The 15,532-nt window shown below is 73.2% G+C and carries 9 protein-coding genes; 5 read left to right on the plus strand and 4 right to left on the minus strand.

The window, feature by feature from the left end:
• The first annotated feature begins 231 nt into the window (after positions 1–231).
• From GA0070621_RS13165 to GA0070621_RS13180, 4 genes are all read left to right on the plus strand, one after another.
• Positions 232–2,214, plus strand: a complete 1,983-nt coding sequence (locus GA0070621_RS13165; RefSeq protein ID WP_091195182.1) for an ABC transporter ATP-binding protein — start codon at positions 232–234, stop codon at positions 2,212–2,214.
• Between the two features lie 157 nt (positions 2,215–2,371).
• The gene (locus GA0070621_RS13170) at positions 2,372–2,932 is read left to right on the plus strand and encodes a hypothetical protein (protein ID WP_091195185.1); all 561 of its coding nucleotides are present in this window, start codon (positions 2,372–2,374) and stop codon (positions 2,930–2,932) included.
• Positions 2,933–3,023: 91 nt separating this feature from the next.
• On the plus strand, positions 3,024–4,361 hold the full coding sequence (locus GA0070621_RS13175) for an SWIM zinc finger family protein (protein ID WP_091195187.1): 1,338 nt from the start codon (positions 3,024–3,026) through the stop codon (positions 4,359–4,361).
• Positions 4,358–7,012: a DUF6493 family protein gene (locus GA0070621_RS13180; RefSeq protein ID WP_167666863.1), complete on the plus strand. Its 2,655-nt coding sequence runs from the start codon at positions 4,358–4,360 to the stop codon at positions 7,010–7,012. Before GA0070621_RS13175 ends, GA0070621_RS13180 begins: the two co-directional genes overlap by 4 nt.
• A gap of 67 nt (positions 7,013–7,079) precedes the next feature.
• Here GA0070621_RS13180 and GA0070621_RS13185 read toward each other — a convergent pair whose 3' ends face one another.
• The 4 genes from GA0070621_RS13185 to GA0070621_RS13200 all read right to left on the minus strand — a co-directional run bounded on the left by GA0070621_RS13185 (position 7,080) and on the right by GA0070621_RS13200 (position 11,471).
• Complete coding sequence (locus GA0070621_RS13185) at positions 7,080–8,171, minus strand: hypothetical protein (protein WP_091202362.1); 1,092 nt, start codon at positions 8,169–8,171, stop codon at positions 7,080–7,082.
• A gap of 49 nt (positions 8,172–8,220) precedes the next feature.
• Entirely contained in the window at positions 8,221–9,318 is a 1,098-nt protein-coding gene (locus GA0070621_RS13190) for an SPFH domain-containing protein (RefSeq protein ID WP_167666864.1), read from the minus strand.
• Between the two features lie 159 nt (positions 9,319–9,477).
• Positions 9,478–10,326 (minus strand): GNAT family N-acetyltransferase, encoded by an 849-nt coding sequence (locus GA0070621_RS13195; RefSeq protein ID WP_091195191.1) that lies wholly within the window; start codon positions 10,324–10,326, stop codon positions 9,478–9,480.
• 116 nt (positions 10,327–10,442) lie between these two features.
• Positions 10,443–11,471 (minus strand): LacI family DNA-binding transcriptional regulator, encoded by a 1,029-nt coding sequence (locus GA0070621_RS13200; protein ID WP_091195194.1) that lies wholly within the window; start codon positions 11,469–11,471, stop codon positions 10,443–10,445.
• Positions 11,472–12,120: 649 nt separating this feature from the next.
• Here GA0070621_RS13200 and GA0070621_RS13205 point away from each other — a divergent pair.
• Entirely contained in the window at positions 12,121–15,531 is a 3,411-nt protein-coding gene (locus GA0070621_RS13205) for a family 43 glycosylhydrolase (protein ID WP_167666865.1), read from the plus strand.
• Position 15,532: the final 1 nt, after the last annotated feature.

Genomic DNA, 15,532 nt, shown 5'->3' on the forward strand with positions numbered 1-15,532 from the left:
TCACAACCTTCGCCGATACCGGCCGGTATGTAACCGTCGTACCCGCCAGCCGGGGAGGGCGAAAGTTTGTGGACACCCACCAACTCGCCTTGTAGACCGCGTGTTGTCGAATCTACGGCAATAACTGTCAGTGCCGGGACGGATACTACGAGCCATGCGGGCATGCCGGTCGCCAGTCGCCGGCGGAGCTGGCCAGCCAGAGAGAGTCCGCCACCTTTGGGAGGTACGCCCATGGCAGAGACCGCGACCGCGACCGGGCGGGGCACCCCGGCCGAGCCGCCGGGCCGGCAACGGGTGGAGTCGGTGCTGCCGGAGCTGCGGGAGATGTGGTGGGAGACCGGGGTCCGCGCCCGGGCCACGGCCGGCCTCTTCGCGGTGTTCGCCGAGTTGCCCCGGCTGCTCCGGGCCGCGCTCGCGGTCAGCTGGCGTGCCGACCGCGCCCGCACGCTGGTGGTCGCGGCGACCACGGTCGGGGCGGGGGTGATGGCGGCGTTCGGGCTCCTCGCCACGCAGCGGGTGCTCGTGGAGCTGTTCGCGGGGGGACCGACCGCGGACAAGGTGGTCGCGGCGCTGCCGGCACTGACCGCGCTGGCCGCGGTGACGGCCGTGCGGGCCGGCATGGCCACCGCGATGGGATACGCCCAGAACGGCCTGAGCCCGAAGGTGGACCGGGAGGTGGAGCGCGGGCTGTTCGAGGTGACCACCGCGGTGCGGCTGGAGGCGTTCGACGCCGACGCGTTCGCCGACGACATGGAACGCGCCTCCCGCGGCGCGGAGTCCACCACATCGCTGGTGCAGTCGTCGATGAACCTGCTGGCCGGGCTGGCCGGGCTGCTCGCCGTGGCCGTCGCCGTCGTGGTCATCCACCCGTTGCTGTTGGCGGCGCTGCTGGTGGCCACGGTGCCGAACGCCTGGGCGTCCCTGCGGGCCGGGCATCTGCGTTACCAGACCTACGCGGCCGGCTCGGTACGGCGACGCCGGGTGTGGCTGCTGCACCGGCTGATGGCGGAACGGGAATCCGCGCCCGAGCTGCGCTCCTACGGGCTGCGCCGGTTCCTGCTCGACCAGTACGACCGGGTCATGAGCGTGGAGACCGACATCCAACTCGCCATGGCCCGGCGGGTCACCACGACCACCACCGTGGGATCGATGATCGCGGGGCTGGCCACCGCCGTGGTCTACCTGCTGCTCGGTCTGCTGCTCGTCGACGGGCAGATCCCGCTCGCCGCCGCCGCGACCTGCGTCGTCGCGGTGCAGTCCGCCCAACGTTCTCTGTCCGTCGTCACCTTCCAGATCGACCGCGTCTACACCGAGGGTCAACACTTCAGCGACTACACCGGCTTCATGACCCGGGCCGTCGCCTACCTGCCCGACGAGACCACCTCCTCCGCCCGGGACACGCCGGACCAACTGCGTGAGGTTCACGTGGACGCCGTCAGCCTGCGCTATCCCGACCGGGACTCCCCGGCCGTCGACCAGGTGACGCTGACGATCCAGGCGGGGCAGACCGTGGCGTTCGTCGGCGAGAACGGCTCCGGCAAGTCGACCCTCGCCGCGATGATCGCCATGCTGCGGGCTCCCACCGGGGGCACCATCCGCTGGAACGGCCGGCCGTTGTCCGAATGGGACGTCGACGCGCTGCGCGGCCGCATCGCGGTCGTCACCCAGGAGTACCACAAGTGGCCCTTCACCGCCGCGACGAACCTCGCCATCGGCGACATCGCCGCCGAGCCCGGCCAGGACCGCATCGAGGCCGCCGCCGCCCGCGCCGTCGCCCACGAGATGATCACCGAGCTACCGCACGGGTACGAGACGCTGCTCGACCGCACCTTCGCCAACGGCCAGGACCTCTCCGGCGGGCAGTGGCAGCGCATCACCGCCGCCCGCGGTTTCCTCCGCGACGCGGAGCTACTGATCATGGACGAACCGTCCTCCGCCCTCGACCCGCGCGCCGAGGACGCCCTCTTCCAGGCCATCCGTGACCGGCAGGGCCGTGTCACGACCATCCTCATCACCCACCGGCTCGCCAATGTCCGCCACGCCGACCGGATCTACGTCCTGCACCACGGCACCCTGGTCGAGGCCGGCACCCACGACGAACTCACGGCCGCCCGTGGTCGGTACGCCGAGCTGTTCGCCCTCCAGGCCGCCGGCTACGACACCACCCGTGACGCCGCCACCCCGCCGCTGCCCCACCAGGCCACCGCCTCGTGACGGATCACCTGCGTACGCCCCCACGGAGTCCTCCCTGCGGCGGTGTCAGGCGCCGCCCGGCGGTGATCGGGCCGCACAAGGGACTGTCCGGTCCTCGGACTTCGGCAGAAGGGCGAACGCGCCTTGACAACGACAAGGCGCGGGTTAGACATGACCCATGCCTTCCGATCTCGCCGCCCCGCTCATATCGGCCGTTGTCGCGTTGTTGATCGCCGCCGGAAGTAGCACGCTGACGTGGGCGCAGGTTCGTCGCGAGCGTCGCAAATGGCTGATCGACACAAAGGTGTCGTTCAGTATGGAGATCTACAAGATGCGCCTGGCCGCCTATCCGGCCGCCTTCCAGGCCATAGCAGGACTGTCTCACGGCGCGTCAGAATCCGTCACCCCCGAGAATGCGGGTGCGGTCGCAGGAAAGCTCAATGACTGGCTGTATTCGGCCGGCGGGATGTGCGCGTCCGCAACGACCAGGGGCGCGATCCTCGGGCTGCGGCAGACCTGTCGGTCGTGGCACAGGGAAGGCGGCAGCCGCCCGAAAGAGCTGTATCAATTCCGGAATCTGGCACTGACCTCTCTCCGGCTGGATCTGGATCTGGAGGGCTTGGAGTCGTACGACTTCAACGACGCGTCGACCTGGCTGAAAACGCTTCAGGACGAGCTCCGCCAACTTGAGAAGCGCCGACCAAGGGCAGAATTCCACGGCGTGGGCACCGTGTCGTAGCAGTTCGGACGCGGCCCGGCTTCGTCGCCCCTCACCTGGTGTGCCTCCCGGCCGGGGCGTCGTTGTCGGTGGGTTGTCCTACCGTGCCGGCGTGACCGCGACGCAGACCTACCGGTATCTCGCCTCCTCCGCCCTGGGGCACGGATCCCTCGCCCTCCAGACGAGTGGTGGCCCCGCCCCGAACCCCCGCTTCTTCCGTGGCTTCCTCACCACTCCACAGGCGGCAGCCGTCGGCCTGCTGGCCGTGGCCGAGGTCGCCCGTACCCGCTACCACCGGCCGGTCAGCCCGGCCAGCCTCGACCCGGTGGTCACCGGCAGCCGGGACCGGCTCCGCTTCGAGTCCTTCTCCGGCTGCTGCGGGGTGTACGCGCGCCTCGACGCCCTGCCCGCCGGCCTCGACGGCGACGTGGTGGAGCACGGCACCACCAACGTCGACGTCAACAACCCGCTGCGCGAGGCGCTGTCGCGGGTCGCCGGCCTGGACCCGCTGCACCTGTCGGTCGGCCCGGACGACCTCACCGTGTCCACCCTCGACGGTGCCGTGGTCGAGAAGAAGGTACCGCTGCCGACGCGCTGGCTGCGTGGCTTCGCCGAGGTGCAGGTGCTGGCCGCCCGGTTCGAGCCCCGGGCGGAGATCCCGGCGGCCGAGGCGGCGGCGTTCCTGCGCCGGCTGCCCACCACCGCGGACCGGTCGGTGCTCTGGGTGGTGCCGGCGGGGCGCACGCTGCGGCTGACCTCCCGACCCGTGCCCGGGGCGGTCTGCCTCGCCGGGGCGAGCCGGCTGACCGCCCTGCGCCCGATGCTGCGCTTCGCCCGGACCCTGCGGGTGTACGGGCCGACCGTGACGGCCGCCTCGGCGCCGCTGCCGAGCACCTGGGAGCTGGACACCGGAGCGCTGCGACTGTCGGTCACCCTCTCCCCCGAGCCGTACCGGGGGTTCTCCGGCGAGGGCGCGGCACTGACCGCGCTGGCCGGCGACGACGTGGTCGACGACGCCGACCTGGTCTCCGCCCTGCTCTCCTGGGACCCGACGGTCGACGTGGACCGGCTGGCGTCGCAGGCCGGCATCGACGCCGACCGGGTCCGGGGCGCCCTGGCGCAGCTCGGCACCGCCGGCCGGGTCGGCTACGACGTCGCCGAGGCGGCGTACTTCCACCGGGTGATGCCGTACGACGCGGGCCGGGCCGAGCGGGACAACCCCCGCCTGGTCGGGGCGCGGGCGTTGCTCGACGCCGGGGCGGTGGAGCCGGACGGGACGTCCGCCACGGTGCGCAGCGGCGACCACGTCTACCGGGTCCGGCAGCTCCCGGACGGTGGCCTCACCTGCACCTGCCCGTGGTGGGCGAAGCACCGGGGGCAACGGGGGCCGTGCCGGCACGCCCTGGCCACCCGGATGCTGCGCAACGAGCGGGTCGAGGTGCCGGCGTGAGGCGCGTGGAGCGGGAACTGTTCGTCAAGAGCACCCTGCGCCGGCGGCGGGAGCTGGCGGAGGGTGGCACCGGTGACCTGTTCGAGCTGGTGAAGGCGGGTCCGGCCACGCTGGTCGCGGCGGCGCTGGAGGGGATGCCCGAGCCGCGCCGCCGGGAGATCGGCGTCGCGCTGACCGACTGGTTCCGGCGGCAGGACGAGTCGACCTGGTGGTCGAGGGGCGCGAGCACCGCCCTGGCGGTCGCCGTGGTCGGCTGCCTGCCCACCGCCGCCCAGGCCGCGGCGATCCTCGGCCGCAGCTCGGTCGAGCCGGACGGCGAGCGGGCGGCGGGGCGGGTGTCCGGCGTCGCGGCCGAGCGCGGCGTCACCTGGCTCGGCGACCTGGGCCACCGGCTGGCCGCCAAGCTCAGCCGGCAGGCGTCGATCGAGCGGTGGCGCTTCGTCGCGGCGCTGCTGCGCGACGCCGGGGCGCCACCGCCGACCGACGACACATCCGTGCAGCTCTGGCTGAACTCGGTGGCGTTCCCGGACCACCGCAGCGGACGATCCGTGCCGCTGGTCGACCGGCTGCGGGCGGACCCGTTCCGGTCGGTCATGCTGCCCCGGCTGTTCGAGGTGGACGGCCTCGGCACGACCATGATGTTCGACGAGGTCGTCACCACCTGGGAGGAGCGGCGGCGGAACGTCCTGCCGGCCGCGCTGGCGCAGCTGGCCGCCGAGGGCGTGCTCGACCGGGCGATGCTGATCGACCGTTCGATCGGCCGGCTGCTGCGCGGCGACCGGCCCGCCGCGCTACGCGCCTTCACCGTCCTGCTCGACCTGCTGCGGCCCACCACCGCGGAGGTCGCCGCCCGCTCCAGCGACTACCTGCGCCTGCTCACCGACGCGCCGGCACCGGTCGCCACGACGGCCCAGAAGGCACTGCGGGAACTGCCCGACCTGGCCCTGGAGTCGCTCCTCGACGCCTCCCGCGAGGTGCTGTACCGGCCGGACAAGGCCCTGGTGAAGGCACAGCTGACCTGGCTCGACCGGCTGGCCCGGCGGCACCGGGACCGGGCCACCGAGATCGCCGGGGTGATCGCGGTCGCCGGCACGCACCCCGCCGTCGAGCTGCGGGACCGGGCGGTCACCCTGGCCGCCCGGCACGGCCTCGACCCGGCGGCGGCCGATCCCGGCCCGGCGGTGGCCGCGCCACGCGGCGACGACCTCCCGGCGCCCGCGCCGCCCGCGCCGGCGCCGGCCCCGATCGCCGACGTGGACGAGCTGGCGGAGGAGGTCGCCGCCCTGCTGGGTACGCCGTCGCAGGGCACGCCGCTGGACCGCGTCCTCGACGGGCTGGTCCGGCTCGCCGCGGCCGACGCCAGCCGGGTGCACGCCGCCCTGGCGCCGGTCATCGAGCGCCGGCACTGGTCGTGGGGCAACGAGCACCGCTGGGAACCGCTGTGCCTGTGCGAGGTGGTGGTGGACGTGCTCAGGACGCCCGGCGCCGACCACCAGCCCCGGCGGCGCAGCCGGTGGGAGTCGTTGCTCGCCGCCGTCCGCCGTACCGACCGGCCCTCGTCGGCCCTGGTCGCCACCGATCCCCGGGTACCGCCGGTGCACCGCCTGCTGCGGGCCCGGCTCGCCGAGATCGGCGTACACGTCGGCGGGCCCGGCAGCCCGGGGCTGCTCGCCACTCCGACGTCGGCCAACGGCCTGCTCGACCCGTTGGCGCTGCTGGAGCGGCTGGCCGCGCTGGGCGACCGGGCTCCCGGGTTCTGGGACCTCACGCAGGCCCTGCTGCGGCTGCCCGCCGAGTCCGACGAGGCGGTCGCCGACAAGGCCGCCGCGCTGGGCACGCCGGCCGGGGACCGGCTCGCCGGATGTTTGCGCGGCGGCGGGCTGCCGCAGCCGGTGGCGCGGGTCACCACGGTCACCCGCCGGGCCCGCAAATCGGCGTACGACTGGGAGTTCGCGCAGCTCGCGGAGCGGCGGCTGCTGGTCGAGCTGCGCCCGCCCGACGGGTACGACGACCCGTTCCGGCTGCTCACCGCCGACCCGGCGCCGATCGGCGTCGAGTACGGCGGCTGGCTCAACCTGTGGCCGTCCACCCTGCCCGGGCACCGCGGTGTCGTGGCCGCGTCAGTCCTGCCGGCGGTGGCCGCGAGCGCGGACATGGATCAGAAGGGCGGTGCCGCCGTACTGCCGCTGCTGGCCGAGTGCGCCGGTTCGGGCGGAACGGCGCTGGACCTGGCCGTGGCGTACGGGCTCGGCGCCCGGCACGGCGCGGACCGGGTCGCTGCCCTGGACGCCCTGCTCACGCTGGCCGGGGCCGGGCAGTTCGACCCGACCGGCACGGGGCGGCGGCTCGGGGAACTGGTCACCGCCGGGACGGTGAAGCCGACCCGGGTGGGCGAACCGTTGCGCGACGCGGCCCTGGCGGGGGCGCCGCTGACCGTGTGGCGGCTGCTGGCCGCCGCGCTGCCGGCGCTGCTGGCCGCGCCGAGCCCGGTGCGCGGCCTGCCCGACCTGCTGACCCTGGCCAGCGAGACGGCGGCCGCCACCGGCGTGCGAATCGAGGTTCCCGGTCTGGCCGACGTCGCCGCGCGCGGCGGGTCGGGCCGGCTGGTCACCGAGGCCCGTCGGCTGCACCGCGCGCTCGCCGCGGCCTGACCGGGTGGACACGGCACGGGCGGGGTGCGGGAGTTGTCGCCCGCCGCACCCCGCCCGGTCGCCCGGCTCAGCGGTTCATCAGGTACGCCACCACGATCGCCGCGACCACCGCCAGCGCGGCCAGCACCGCGGCCGTGATCTTGGCGGCGCTGTACGGACGCTCGCCGATCACCTCGCCGGTCCGGGCGTTGACCAGGACCTGGTACGACCGGCCGGCGTGCAGGTACGCGGCGATCCACACCGGCAGCAGAAGCAGTTTGTAGGTCACGCCCGAGTAGGTGGTGCGAACGGAGCTGACCCGCTGCTCGTCGCCGCCGATGTCCTTCCGGCAGTCCCGCTCGATGACCGGCGCCATCCGGGCCTTCGCCCCGGTCAGCCCCGCCTCGGGCTCGGTGTCGTACCGCAGCGCGTGATACCCGGCCAGGTAGTCCCCGTGGTACGCGACCGCCTGCGTCAGCGGCCACGGGGTCAGCTGGTCCAGCTTCTTCTCCGGCAGGTACGTCGTGGCGGGCACCAGCACGTCGTCGAAGTCCCGCCGGACGGTGCCGCTCGCCGGGTACCACCGGGTGTGCCGCACCTGCCGGGTGCGGGTCTCCTGCTTGCCGTCCACCGTCACCGTGTAGGTCTCGGTGACGTAGTAGTACTCGCCGCGCTGGCCCCGGTAGTCCGAGACGGTCCGCGCGTCGAACGTCCAGTGCGGCAGGTAGGTGCCCTTGAGCGTCTCCGCCGCGCTGACCTTCTTCAGGCTGTTCGGCGCGAACCAGCGGCTGCGGCACCATTTGCCCAGGGCGGTGCGCACACCCGACTGGTCGACCGCGAACGGCAGCACCGCCTCCGGCGCGATCAGCTCGCCCGCGGTGGCGTCCGCCACCAGCGGTGTGGCGCAGAACTGGCAGCGCTGGGCGAGTGCGTTGCTCTCGGTCCGGGCGCCGCAGCCCGGGCACACGAACGTGTACGCCCCGACGCTGGCCGCCGGCTTGCGCGGCAGCGTGGCCAGTTCGGTGTACGGGTGCTCCCGCACCTCCCGGCCGGCCCCGGCGATCTGCTGCTGGTGCCCGCAGTAAGGGCAGCGCAGCACCGCCGTGCCCGGTGAGTACTCCACCCGGGCGCCGCAGCCCCCGCACTGGTACGACGGCGGGGAGACGGCCGTGTCGCTCATCGCGGCGTCCTCCCGCTGGAGCGCCACCGCCCGCTCCCGTACCGCGCGCTCATTGCGGCGGCAGCGGCGGCGGGACGCTGGCCAGCACCGACGCCAGCTCCGGCACCTGTGCGGCCGGCTGCCACTGCGCCATGCCGGCCCGCCAGACCAGCGTGTCCGGGCCCAGCGTGCCCGCGCCCACCTGCTCGGCCAGCCCACCGAGGTCGTACGGGCCCTGCCGCTGCCCGGCGACGCCGACGTACCACTGCGTCTGGTTCGGCAGCGGCGGCGGCTCGGCGGCGCCGGACGGCTGCGTCCCCGCGCCCGCCATCGACCTGGCCACCTGCTGGCCCGCGGCCATGCCCATGCCCAGCCCGATGCCGGCGCCCGCGCCGCCGCCCGGGTTCTTCGCCGCCTCCTCCAGCGCGGTGGCCGCCTGGTAGCGGGTGAACCGGTCGAGGTCCCCGACCGCGCCCATGCTGGTCCGCTTGTCCAGCGCCTGCTCCACCTCGGGTGGCACCGAGACGTTCTCGATCACGAACTTGGGGATCGCGATGCCGACCTCGGCCAGTTCCTCGGTCAGCACGGCGGCCAGCCGCCGGCCGATCGCGTCCTGGTGCGCCGCCAGGTCCAGCAGCGGCACCCCCGCGGTGGCCAGCGCGCCGCCGAGCCGCCCCACGATGAGCTGGCGCAGGTATTCCTGCACCTCCTCGGTGCGGAACTGCGGATCCGTGCCGACCAGCTCCCGCAGGAGCCGCTGCGCGTCCACCACCCGCGCCGCGTAGGCGCCGAACGCCCGTACCCGGACCACGCCGAACTCGGCGTCGCGCAGGATCACCGGGTTCTGGGTGCCCCACTTCATGTCGGTGAACTGCCGGGTGTTGACGAAGTACACCTCGGCCTTGAACGGCGAGTTGAAGCCGTACTTCCAGCCCTTGAGGGTGGACAGGATGGGCAGGTTCCGGGTCTCCAGCGTGTACGTGCCGGGCCCGAACGCGTCGGCGATCTGCCCCTCGTTGACGAACACCGCCGTCTGGGACTCGCGGACGACCAGTTGGGCGCCCATCTTGATCTCGTTCTGGTACCGGGGGAAACGCCAGACGATCGTGTCCCGGCTGTCGTCCAGCCACTCCACGATGTCGACGAACTCGCCCCGGAGCTTGTCCATCAGCCCCACCGCGTCCCCCTCCCCTTCGCCGCCGAGATCACCGGCGTCGCGGCGACGATAACAAGTGCCGACAAGCCGTGGTCACGCGCCGATCGGTCCGGGGAGGCAGAAGCCCGCGGACACCCCGCCGCCGGCCGCGGGGTGTGCCGGTGGCCGGCGTCAGGCGAGTGCGGGCGAGGGTACGGAGCGGCGGGCGTCCAGCAGGTCGACGTGGGTGGCCATGTACACGTCCAGGTCCACCGGGCGCCATCCGGCCGCGAGCAACGGGCGGACGGCGGGGTGCGGGGCCGGCAGGCACACCCGTGCGCGGCCGTCGGTGCTGTCGAGCGCGGCGAGCACCGCCAGCACGCTGTCCGCGGCCTGGGCGTCCGGCAGACTCGGGTCCAGGGCCAGGTGCACCAGGCCGAAGCCGGCGCCCTCCCCCGCCGCGGTGCCGGCGGCCCTCGGCCGGCCGCCCAGGGCCGCGACCAGGGACCGGCCGTTCGGCCGCCGGCTCCAGGCGTGGTGGTCGGCGGCGCGGTCCAGGCCCGTCCAGCCCGCCTCGACCGTGCCGACCACATCCGGCGACGCCGGCTCGACGGTCCACCCGGCAGGCGGGCGTACGCCGCGGATGTCACCGGTCAGGTACAGCAGCGGCCACCACGCGTCCAGACCGACGCTCGTGTAGAGCGGCAGCGCGTGCGGGTGCTGGCTGCTGAACGTCAGCCGGGGCGTACTCGGGTCGGGCCACAGCTCGGCGAGCAGCGCCCTGCCGTGGCCGCGACCGTGCTGTGCCGGGTCGACGAAGAGGTCGCACAGCATCGAGACCGTGCCGGCCCGGCCGGCGATGACCCGGGTCGCACCGAAGCCGACGGTCCGGTCGTCGTCCGTCGCGACGGCGACCCGTCCGTGCCGCAGCAGATGCCCGATGTACGCGGGGTCGGCCCCGGTCCATTCGCCGCGCTGGCCCGTCGCCTCGGCGACGCGTGCGATGGCGGCGAGATCAGCGACGGTGGCGCCACGAATCATCCGGTCACGCCCGCGGGCAGTTCGTCGTCATCCGCCACATCATGCCCGCTCGATCCGCGGCGCTGCCGACCGCTCCCGGCAGCGGCCACCCGCCCGCCCGACCCCGGCCGCGTCACTCAGCCGACGGGCACGGTCGACTCGCGCATCACGAGGCGGCCCGGGAACTCCTCCGACGGCAGGGAGACGCCGTCGATGGCCGCGAAGAGCCGTTGGCCGGCGATGGTGCCGAGGCGTTGGAGGTTCATGTCGATGCTGGTCAGACGCGGACGGGAGTGCGCGGCGATGGCTTCCCAGTTGTCGAAGCCGAGGACGGAGATGCTGCCCGGCACGTCGCGGCCGAGGTCACGCAGTGTCTCCAGGACGCCGCGGGCGATCTGGTCGCTGCCGCAGAAGATCCCGTCGACCTCGGGATGCTGCCCGACGACCATACGCGCCGCGGCCCGTCCCCAGGACTCGTCCCACGACCCGAAGTACGGCCGGTCGCCGACCAGGCTCAGGTCGGCGGCGGCGAGCGCCGCGGTCGCGCCCTCGACCCGGTCCCGGGCCGCCTGGAAGCTGGCCTCTCCGGTGATGTGGGCGATGTTGCGCCGGCCGCAGGCCAGCAGGTGGTCGACGGCGAGCCGGCCACCGCCCACGTTGTCGACCGTGATCGAGATGTCGTCCGGATCCGCGGAGGGGGCGTACGCGTACACGACCGGCACCGGGATGTTGCCGGTCAGCGGCGGGCGGGCGTCGGTGCGGGATCCCACCACGATCAGGCCGTCCACCCGCCTGGACAGCAGCGCCCGGACGTGATGCATCTCCCGGATCGCGTCGCCGCGCGCGTCGCACAGGAAGACCGAGATCTGGCCCGCCCCGAAGGCGTCCTCCGCGCCCATGAGGATGGGAATCGAGAAGCGCCCCTCCAGGTCGCTGGTCAGCAGGCCGACGGTGCCGGTGCGGCCGCTGAGCAGTCCGCGGGCGAGGGCGTTCGGCGCGAAGGACAGCACCTCCGCGGCCTCCAGCACGCGTACCCTCGTGGCCGCCTTCACCTCCGCACGCCCGTTGATGGCCTTGGACGCGGTGGCGACCGACACCCCGGCGAGCTTGGCGACGTCGGTGAGCGTGGGCGCGCGGTTGCCGGGGATCTCGCGCTCACTGGTCATCTGCTGCTCTCTTCCGGCGGTCGGCACGGGTGCGGTGCGGGGCGGTGGGCCGCCGCTGGGGGTGTCTTGACCCGCCACTCCCTGCGGCAGTACATTTCTTAAACCTTTTCGTCGATGTTTCAGAACGGTTGCCGCCGGCCGACACCTCCGCTTGGCCCTCGATCGCGCTGAACACTACACCGAAGAGGACCCGCACCCCGCGCGCCAGGAAAGAGGTCGCGCCCCGCGCCCGAAACGCCCCTCGAAACGTCGACGAGCCGCCCCGACCGCGCCCAGCAGCCCCAGGGAGACCATGTGAAGATCCAGCAGGGCCTGCGGTGGCGACACGCAGCTGGGGAACCTCCGGTTCCGACGGGTGTCCGATGAGACGTCGCCGCACGCGCCGCTCGGGAACGGCGACCCGGTCTCCGACGGCGACCCGCTGACCAAGGGGCTCCGCCGGCCACCCGGGTAGCCCGAGGATCCCGGCCGGCGGTCCGTCCGCGTACCGAAAAATGTTAACGCTAACAGCCCCTTCGGGCGGCCGTCGTGACGCTTCCGAAAACCTTTGCGATTTTTGATTCGTTCCAACCCCGACGAGAGGTGGTGGGGGCAGAGCCACCGGCTGCCGACACCGCTTCCCCATCCCAACAGTGAGGAGATCCGTACCGTGAACACCACCCTCGGGCGCGGCGCCGCGCCACCGACCCGCCCCCGCCGGCCGTTGGGCCGGTTCCGCAGGGCCGCCGCCACGGCGGCGGTCGCCGGGCTCGTCGCCGGCGGCCTGGTCGGGGTCGCCGCGCCGGCCCACGCCGCCGACTCGTACACCTTCACCAACACCCGGAACCCGATCCTCGGCGACGGCAGCTACTACTCGGCCGACCCGGCGCCGGTCGTCGTGCCGGCCGGCGCGCCCGGCAACGACAGCGGCCGCGACCAGCTCTACATCTACACGGGCCGCGACGAGGCCGGACCGAACACCAACGACTTCATCATGAACCAGTGGGGCGCGCTCCGGACCACCGACGTCCCGTCGGGGCAGTGGACCCACTTCCCGTCGTTGACCCGCCCGGAACAGGTCTTCGCCTGGGCGACGCCGGGACGGGCGTACGCGGGCCAGATGATCCAGGGCGTGGACGGGCGCTACTACTGGTACCTCCCGGTCAGTGAGCGGAACAGCCCGGCGTCCGACAAGTTCGCCATCGGACTGGCCGTCTCCGACTCGCCCACCGGGCCGTGGAGCGACTACGTGGGCGGGCCGCTGATCTCCCAGCGGGTGCCCGGCACGAACAACATCCAGAACATCGACCCGACGATCCTCATCGACGGCGAGGCCCCCAACCAGCGGGTGTACGTCTACTGGGGCACGTTCGGCCAGTTGCGGATGCTCGAGTACAAGCAGGACATGAAGACCCCGGTCGGCACCCAGCGTTCCATCACCGGCCTGACCGGCTTCTTCGAGGCACCCTGGATCTTCAAGCGCAACGGCACCTACTACCTGGCGTACGCCGGGAACAACGCGGGCCCGACCTCCTCGTGCACCCCGGCGAACTACCACGCCTGCATCGCCTACGCGACGGCCTCGTCGCCCGAGGGGCCGTGGACCAACCGGGGGACCATCCTCAAGCCGGTCTCCTCGACGACGAGCCACCCGGGCATCCTGGAGTTCAACGGCCAGTGGTACATCACGTACCACACCGCAGACGCCGTGGGCGGCGGCCACTTCCGCCGGTCGGTGGCGATCGACCGGGTCGAGTGGGACGACACGCAGACCCCGCCCCGGATGAAGATGGTCACGACGACGCCGGTCAAGGGGCGTGACCTCACACCCCGGCCGAACGTCGCCCAGGAGGCGAAGGTCACCGTCTCCAACGAGCCCGTTCCCACCCAGTACTGGGTGAAGGCGCTCAACGACGAGATCGTCCGGTCGAACCCGCTGCCGCCGGACATGTGGGGCACGTGGACCGGCAACAATCCGCCCCAGCAGTGGGTGCAGTACACCTGGGACCAGCCGATGCGGATCTCCGGCTCGCAGATCGACTTCTGGAACGACCAGCCGCAGGGCAGCGGCATCGGCGTCGCCGCGCCCGCCCGCTGGCGCATCCAGTACTGGAACCTCGCCACCGGCCAGTGGGCCGACGTGCCGAACCCGAGCGGCTACCCGACCAGCACACAGGGCTTCCAGAACACCACCTTCGACCCGGTGACCACCACCCAGGTCCGCGCGATCTTCGACGCGTCTACCAACGGCAGCACCTACTCCGCCGTCGCGGTCGAGGAGTGGAAGATCCTCGCCGCACAGCCGGCGTCCGTCACCGCGCCGCCGATGACGGTCGAGGTGGGCGAGGCCGACCTACCCGGCACCCTCCCCGTGTCGTTCGGCAGCGAGACACTGCAGATTCCGGTCTTCTGGGACCCGGTGACGCCCGAGCAGGTCGCGCGACCCGGCACGTTCACGATCCAGGGCACCGTGCTCGGCTACGCCGCCGGGCGCGTCTCCGCGCTTGTCACCGTCATCTCGCCCGACGACACCGAGGGTGACGTGACCCCGCCGACCGTGACGCTCACGCCCAGCGGCAGCGCCGGCACCGCCGGCTGGTTCCGGTCCGCGGTGCGGGTCCGCGTCGCCGGCGTCGACGACCGCGGCGGCCGGATGACCATCGAGTCGCGGGTGGACGCCGGCCAGCCGGTCGTCGCCAACGACGTACGCTACGTCGACGTCAACGTCTCCGGGGACGGGCAGCACACGGTCACGGCGACCGCGACCGACCGCGCGGGCAACGCGTCGCCGCCCGCCAACCTCGCCGTACGCATCGACGCGACCGCGCCGGTCAGCGCGGCCACCGTGGACAGCGCCACCCGGCGGGTCACGGTGACCGCGAGCGACGCGACCTCCGGGGTCGCCGGCATCGAGTACGCCGTCGACACCGGAGCGTGGACCCCGTACACCGGGCCGGTCACGGCACCCGACTCCAACAAGCACACCGTGTCGTTCCGCGCGCTGGACGTGGCCGGAAACCTGGAGACGGCCAGGACGGTCACGATTCCGGCGGACCTCTCCGGTCCGCTCACCGGCAACATCGGGCCCATCGCCACCCCGTCCGCCTCCTACACCGCGAGCTGGAACAGCCTCACCGCGCTCAACGACGGCGCCGACCCGTCGAACCCGAGCCAGGCGCAGATCTGGGGCACGTGGTCCGGCAGCCGCCCGGCGACGCAGTGGGTCCAGTACGACTGGTCCCGGCCTGTGCGGATCACCGGCACAGAGCTGAAGTTCTGGCGGGACTCCAACCGCGGCACCGGCGACGGCGTCGCCGAGCCCGACGGGTGGGCGCTGCAGTACTGGGACGTGGCCGCCTCCGCCTGGCGGGACGTGACCGGCGCCTCCACCTACGGCACCAGCACCACCGCGTTCAACACCGTCACCTTCGATCCCGTCACCACGCCCCGGGTGCGGGCCACGATCCGGGCCAACGGCAACGGCACCACCTACTCCGCGGTCGCGATCACGGAGTGGCGGGTCTTCGCCGACGATCCGGGCGTCGCGGCCCAGCTGTTGAAGGCGGCGCAGGACGCGGTCGCCGCCGCCGAGGCCAACCCGTCGGCGGAGACGATCACGGCCGCCGAGACGGCCATCGCGAAGGTCACCGACGCCGCGCAGGTGGCGGCGCTGAACCAGCGGCTGGCGGTGGTGAAACTCCTCGTGCAGGCCCGCGACCTGCTCGACCGGATCGCCGCGAACGAGCTGGACAACGCCGATCAGCTCGGTGCCGCCGTCAGCGACCTCGCCGCGACGACGGCGGTCGTGGCTCAGGTGCCGGCCGACCGGCGGGGTGATCTGCCGGAGCAGGTCGGCGCGGCGAAGCGTCGAATCGCCGACGCGCTCGCCCGGTTTTTCGCCAGGCCCACCGAGGGGAAGCCGCGACCGATCGAGCGGCCCTGGCTGGACCTGGTCGTCTCCGACACCTACGACCGGTTCGGCGAGCCCGACCTGCACGACCGGGTGATCTCGATCGTGCGCAGTCACGCCACCGGCTGGCAGGTCACCGTCGCCATCAACGAGTTCCTCGCCCGCCGCTAGG

Origin of the sequence: Micromonospora narathiwatensis (assembly GCF_900089605.1) — a bacterium.
Classification (GTDB): domain Bacteria; phylum Actinomycetota; class Actinomycetes; order Mycobacteriales; family Micromonosporaceae; genus Micromonospora; species Micromonospora narathiwatensis.

What these genes read in the sequence shown, in the direction of transcription:
- GA0070621_RS13165 (WP_091195182.1), top strand. Translation starts at nt 232, where the DNA reads ATGGCAGAGACCGCGACCGCGACCGGGCGGGGCACCCCGGCCGAGCCG.
- GA0070621_RS13170 (WP_091195185.1), top strand. Translation starts at nt 2,372, where the DNA reads ATGCCTTCCGATCTCGCCGCCCCGCTCATATCGGCCGTTGTCGCGTTG.
- GA0070621_RS13185 (WP_091202362.1), bottom strand. Translation starts at nt 8,171, where the DNA reads ATGAGCGACACGGCCGTCTCCCCGCCGTCGTACCAGTGCGGGGGCTGC.
- GA0070621_RS13190 (WP_167666864.1), bottom strand. Translation starts at nt 9,318, where the DNA reads ATGGACAAGCTCCGGGGCGAGTTCGTCGACATCGTGGAGTGGCTGGAC.
- GA0070621_RS13195 (WP_091195191.1), bottom strand. Translation starts at nt 10,326, where the DNA reads ATGATTCGTGGCGCCACCGTCGCTGATCTCGCCGCCATCGCACGCGTC.
- GA0070621_RS13200 (WP_091195194.1), bottom strand. Translation starts at nt 11,471, where the DNA reads ATGACCAGTGAGCGCGAGATCCCCGGCAACCGCGCGCCCACGCTCACC.